The sequence below is a fragment of the Nocardioides sp. genome (assembly GCF_051876515.1).
Lineage (GTDB): Bacteria > Actinomycetota > Actinomycetes > Propionibacteriales > Nocardioidaceae > Nocardioides.
Window position 1 is genome coordinate 1 of sequence record NZ_JBJEHY010000224.1, and the last position, 5578, is coordinate 5578.

At 72.1% G+C, this 5578-nt stretch carries 5 protein-coding genes; all 5 read right to left on the minus strand.

What is annotated here, in order from left to right:
- Window positions 1-835: sigma-70 factor domain-containing protein (locus ACI379_RS15920; protein ID WP_439793094.1), on the minus strand; the 835-nt coding region annotated here is incomplete at its 3' end.
- Between the two features lie 185 nt (window positions 836-1020).
- Window positions 1021-2211 carry an acyl-CoA dehydrogenase family protein gene (locus ACI379_RS15925; protein ID WP_439793095.1) on the minus strand — a complete coding sequence of 397 codons (1191 nt, stop codon included), beginning with the start codon at window positions 2209-2211 and terminating at the stop codon, window positions 1021-1023.
- Window positions 2198-3058: an IclR family transcriptional regulator gene (locus ACI379_RS15930; protein ID WP_439793096.1), complete on the minus strand. Its 861-nt coding sequence runs from the start codon at window positions 3056-3058 to the stop codon at window positions 2198-2200. The genes ACI379_RS15925 and ACI379_RS15930 overlap by 14 nt, the downstream gene beginning before the upstream one ends.
- A gap of 136 nt (window positions 3059-3194) precedes the next feature.
- Window positions 3195-4796: an ABC transporter substrate-binding protein gene (locus tag ACI379_RS15935; RefSeq protein ID WP_439793097.1), complete on the minus strand. Its 1602-nt coding sequence runs from the start codon at window positions 4794-4796 to the stop codon at window positions 3195-3197.
- An 89-nt stretch (window positions 4797-4885) separates the two neighbouring features.
- Window positions 4886-5578, minus strand: a 693-nt coding sequence (locus ACI379_RS15940) for an SDR family NAD(P)-dependent oxidoreductase (RefSeq protein ID WP_439793098.1), incomplete at its 5' end; no start/stop codon positions are given.

The following is a 5578-nucleotide window of genomic DNA, read 5'->3' on the forward strand; positions in this document are numbered from 1 at the left end:
GGATCAGGTCCAGGAAGAGCATGCCGCGGCCGGTGTAGCGCTTGGCCAGCGAGACGACGAGTCGCAGGTTGGCCTCAAGCAGGTGGTTCTTGGCCCGGCGACCGTCGTCGGCGATCCACTCGAGCTCGTCGAGGACGTTGGCCTTGATCTTGCCGCCCTTGGCGAGCTTCTCGTCGGCGAAGAGGCCGGCCTCGATCCGCTTGGCGAGCTCGACCTCCATCTCGGCGTTGAGCAGCGGGACCTTGCCGATCTGCTTGAGGTAGTCCTTGACCGGGTCGGCGGTCGCACCGGCGACCATGACCTGCTGCTCGGGCTCGTCGGTGTCGTCCGCGGCGGAGACGGTGAACGCCTTCTTCTCGTCCTCCTTGATGGAGGGGTCCGAGGCGACGTCCTTCTCGAACTGCTCGTCCGGGATGTCTGCGAGGACCTTCTTGCCGTCGGGGCCGATCACGGCCGCCTCGACCGCGAGGTCCACGGTCCCGGTGGCCTCCTCGGCCTTCTTGGCAGCGGTCTTCTTGGCGGCGGTCTTCTTCGCGGGCGCCTTCTTGGCCGCCGGGGCCGCAGCGGCCTCCTCAGCAGCAGCCGGCTCGGGCGCGGCAGCCTTCTTGGCGGGCGCCTTCTTGGCCGGAGCCTTCTTGGCGGTGGCGCTCGACTTGCGCGGCGCGCTCGCGGCGACGGCGCGCGAGGCGGTCGCGTCGATCTGCACGCCGATGCCCAGGCCACTCAGGTGACCCAGCAGGCCCTTGAGGTGCCGGGGCTCGACACCCGCCTCCTCGCTGGCCGTACGCAGCTCGTCGGGCGTGACATGACCGCGCGGAGTACCGCTCTCGATCATTGCCACGATGGAGGGGTGCGTGAGTACCTCAGCGGGGAGCAACTTGCGAGCCTGTGAAGACACGAATACCTCTTGTCCATCGACCTCGGGGCGCGGCCAAGCCCGGTAACGTCAAGAGCCGCAGTCACATCATGCCACGGCACCGGTGAGGATCGGGCACTGCCCGGGGCGATTCGTCGGGGAGGTCAGTGCAGGTCGTCCTCGACGCCGAGACCCAGCTCGTACGACCCGAAGTGGTCGAAGGCGCGCTCGGCATGGTTGGCGACGTGGATCCGGGCGGCGTGGACGTCGCGCCAGGCCCGCTCCACCGGTCCCCCGCGCTGCACGGCGAGCCGGCGTCGGTCGGCGAAGAGCAGGTCCACCGCCTCCACGCACCGCTCGGTCGCGCGCACCTGGTCACGGCGGGCGCGCAGCCGCAGCTCCGTCGACGGTTCCGCCCCGGCCCGCACCCGGTCGTACGCCTCGGCCAGGTTGCGCTCGACCTGCATGAGGGACGCGTCGACGTCGCTGGCCGCGCGCCCCAGACTCACCCGCAGCCCGGCGCCCTCGGCGAGGCTGGAGCCGCCCAGGCTGAGCCGCAGCACCTCGCGTGCCTGGGCGGTGACCTCGGCGTAGCTCCCCAGCGCGGCGCCGACCACGGGAGCGGTCGCCGCGTGGGCGTGGACCATCCCCCACGGCATCCCGTACAGGGGCGCGGTGTTGACCCGTCGCCCCGGGGCGCGCAGGTGCGCCACGTCGAAGGTGCGGACCACGCGGTGCTCCGGCACGTGCAACCCGTCCGCGGAGAGGTCGTGGCAGCCAGTACCCCGCAGGCCTCCCCCGGCCGTGCTGACCTGCGCCCTGAGGTCGCGGCGCGGCACGAGCGCGTGGAACGCGTCCAGCGGCCGACCGTCACGGTCGACCTCCATGGCCGTGAGCACCACCCAGTCGGAGACCATCGCCCCGCTCGCGAAGCGCCAGCTCCCCTGCAGCACGAAACCGTCGGCCACCCGGCGCAACCGGCCCATGGGTGCGTGGACGGCGCACACCCGGGTGTTGACGCGCTCGGCCCAGATCTCCTCCTGGGCCTGCTCGCCGAAGAGAGCCGCGTGGAAGGCGGCCACCCCCAGGGAGGCGACCACCCATCCGGTGGAGACGCAGACGGTCGAGACGTCCACCACGAGGCGGAAGAAGTCCAGCGGGGCGGCCTCCAGACCGCCGTACCGACGCGGACGCAGGAGCGCAAAGGCCCCCGCGGCGTCGAGCTCGTCGATGCTCGCCGCCGCCAGGCGTGCCTGGTTGTCGACCTCCACGGCCCGCTCGGCCAGCGTCGGCAGGAGCGCCTCGACGCGGGCGAGGACGGCGTGCGCGCCCGCCGCGGGCTCAGATCCAGTCACCGTGGCCTCGCTGCATCAGTCGGTCGAGCATCTGCGGGGTCCACGTCTCGCGCTCGGGAGCCGCGGTCTGGCCGCCCTCACCCCGCTCCCGTACGGAGGGGTAGAGCTCCTTGGAGATGCGCAGGGCGGCGTCCAGCACCAGCGGCGCCGCCCGCTCCACGTCGGCCAGCTCGCGGCCGGACATGGAGACGACGGCCACCGGGACGCCGGCCGGGGTCCTGACGGCTGCGGCCACACAGCTGACCTGCGGGGTGTGCTCACCGCGCTCGTACGCCACACCTCGACGACCGCGGACCAGGGAGAGCTCCTCGTGCAGCGTCGCGATGTCCGCGATCGTGCGGTGGGTCAGGCGGGCCATGCCGGCGGCGAGCACCTCCTCGACCTGCTCGGGCTGCCACCAGGCGAGCACCGCCTTGCCGAGGGCAGTGGCGTGCAGCGGGGCGCGTCCGCCCACGCGCGAGGGGATGCTGGCGGCACCGGGACCACCCACCTTGTCCAGGTAGAACACCTCGGCACCGGTGTGCTTGGCCAGGTGGGCGACCAGCCCGGTGGCGACGTGCAGCCGGTGCAGGTGCGGCGCGGCGGCGGCGCGGATGTCGGCGTGGCCGCGGTCGTCCGCGACCGCGCCGCCGAAGCGGTGGCCGACGCCGTACCCGTCGGGGTGCTCGGCAACCCAGTGCAGCTTGACCAGCTGGTCCAGGATGCGGCGCACCGTGGACCGCGGGAGGCCGGTGCGACGGACCAGGGTGTCGACCTCGAGGCGGGCCTGTCCCCCTCCGATGGTGTCGATGATGAGGGTCATCCGCTCGATCATCGAGGCCGGCAGCGCCGTGGGTTCGGCAGCCATGTGGTTCCTCCTGCAGCAGGGCCTGTGGGACGCCACGCGGCCGGGCGCGCGGACTGCTCCGCACGCCCGGCCACTGTAGGACCGGCCCTGCCGTGTCAGGGCCGGTCTTCCGTTGACCGGCACCCCCGGGAGAGGGTCACTCGCCGATCCACGCCTCGCCGAAGAGCATCATGAACTCGGCGGCCGGCACGACGCCCTGGACCTTCTGGTTCCAGGTGACGTACCAGGAGCCGGCGCCGAGCGGGACGCCCGGCGTGGTGTCGTACCAGTGCTGCTCGATCTGACCGACGACCTCGGCGCGCGCCTCGTCGTCGCCCGCGGCCTGCAGGTCGGCCAGCAGGCCGTCCATCTCCTCGTCCGCGTACCCGGTGAGGTTGGCGTACGAGGTGGAGGAGAGGCCGCTGCTGAGGCGGTGGAACGGGTCCGCCTCGGAGATCGCCAAGCCGCCGGTGGCCAGGTCGAAGTCGTGGTCGACGTACAGGCGCTGCATCTTGTCGGCCACGGACGCCGCGGTCTCGGTCTTCACCGAGAAGCCGACGCGCTCCAGCATCGCCTTCACCACCAGCGCCTCGTTCTGCGAGCGCGGGTCGGAGTCGTCGAGGTAGACCAGCTCGCCGTCGAAGCCGTCGGCCTTGGCCTCGGCGACCAGCTTCTCGGCCTCCTCCAGGTCCTCGGCGGGTGCAGTGGCGTCGCTGGCCCAGCGAGACTCGTCGGCGAAGACCTCCGTGCTGGCGATCCCCTCCCCCTTGTCGACGCGCTCGTTGTACAGCTCGGCGTCGGTGGCAAGGGCGATGGCGCGGCGCACCCGCGGGTCGGACCCGTCAGTGCCCTCGCGCTGGTTGATCCACAGCACCGGGTGGACGCTGGCCAGGTCGCGGTAGCCGGGCAGGCCCTCGGCGCGCGCCTCCTGCTCGTCGGGCGAGTAGATGAGCAGGGCGCCCTGCACCTCGTCGTTCTTCAGCGAGTCCAGGGTCGCGCCCTCGCTCTGCAGGACGACGAAGCGGAGCTTCTCCAGGTACGGCTCGCCCTTCCAGTAGTCCTTGCGGGCGGCCAGGAGCAGCTCCTCCCCGGGGGCGTACTTCTCGAGCGTGAACGGGCCCGCGCCGATGGGGGTGAACTCCTTGCCCGCGATCGCGGCCGGGGCCACGACCATGCCAGCGCCCTGGGCGAGGATGTTCGGGAAGGTCGACCACGGCTTGTTGAGGGTGAAGACGACGGTGCGCTCGTCGGTGGCCTCGTACGACGTCACGTTCTGCGCCAGCAGCGGGGCGTCCGAGCCGTTGTTGGTGATGAAGTACTTCAGGCTGCCCACGACCGCGTCCGCGTCGAGCGGGGTGCCGTCGGAGAAGGTGACGCCCTCGCGCAGCGTCAGGGTCCAGCTCGTGAAGTCGGCGTTGGCCTCCAGGCCCTCGGCAAGCCACGGCTCGAACGCCTTGGACTCCGGGTTCCAACGGACCAGGACGTCGTACACGGCCGCCATCGGCGTGCCGCCGGCGGAGGCGGTGGCGTACGTCTTGGTCGGGTCGAGGCTGCGGGCCTCGGTGACGTCGGCGTACGTCAGGGTGCCGCCGCGGACGGGCTCGGCGCTCGACTTCTCAACGCCGAGGACGCCGTAGCCGGCCGCGATGCCGCTGGTGGCCTTGTCGCTCTCCTCGGTGCTGCCGCACGCGGTCAGCAGGGACGCGGCGACGGCGGCCGCCGCGAGTGCCCCCAGGGGGCGGCGCAGGATGGTGTTCACGTGGTTCTCCCAGATGGGTCGGGGTGCGTGCGCGCACGCACCCGAGGGGTAAGGAGCCGTCCGAGACCGGCCGGGGTGGTGGGGTGAGGTCAGTCCTCGTGGCCGGGGTCCCACTGGACCCCGTTGATGTGGGCGCCGCCGTCGACGAAGACGGTGTTGCCCGTGACGTACTGGCAGTCGTCGCTGGCCAGGAACGCGACGACCGGGCCGATGTCGTGCTCGCAGTCGCCGATGCGTCCCATGGGGTTGGAGGCGTCGGCCGCGGCCTCGAGCTCGGGGTGCTCGGCCATCATCTTGGTGAAGCCGGTGCTCTTGGCCGCCGGGCAGATGGCGTTGACGACGACGCCGTCGGCGGCCCACTCGCGCGCCGCGCTGCGCGTCAGGGTCCGCAGCGCCTCCTTGGCCGCGTTGTAGTCGAGCGTGCCACGCAGCGCCATGACCCCGTTGAGCGTGCACACGTTGACGATCCGGCCGTACCCGGCGGCCGCCATGTGGGCGTACGCCTCGCGCATGGCCCAGAACGGGCCGTGGAACCCGAGTGCGAACGAGCGCTCGAAGTGCTCGGCGGTCTTGTTCTCCAGGCGCCCGACGTGGGCGCCGGCCCAGGCGTTGTTGACGAGGATGTCGATCCCGCCCCACGCGTCCACGCAGGTGGCGACCATGGTCCGCACGTCGTCCTCGACGGTGATGTCGACGGCCGCGTGGCGCACGTCGGCACCGAACTCCTCGCGCTGTGCCGCGGCCACGTCGGCGGCGGCCGGTTCGAGGTCTGCGATGAGGAT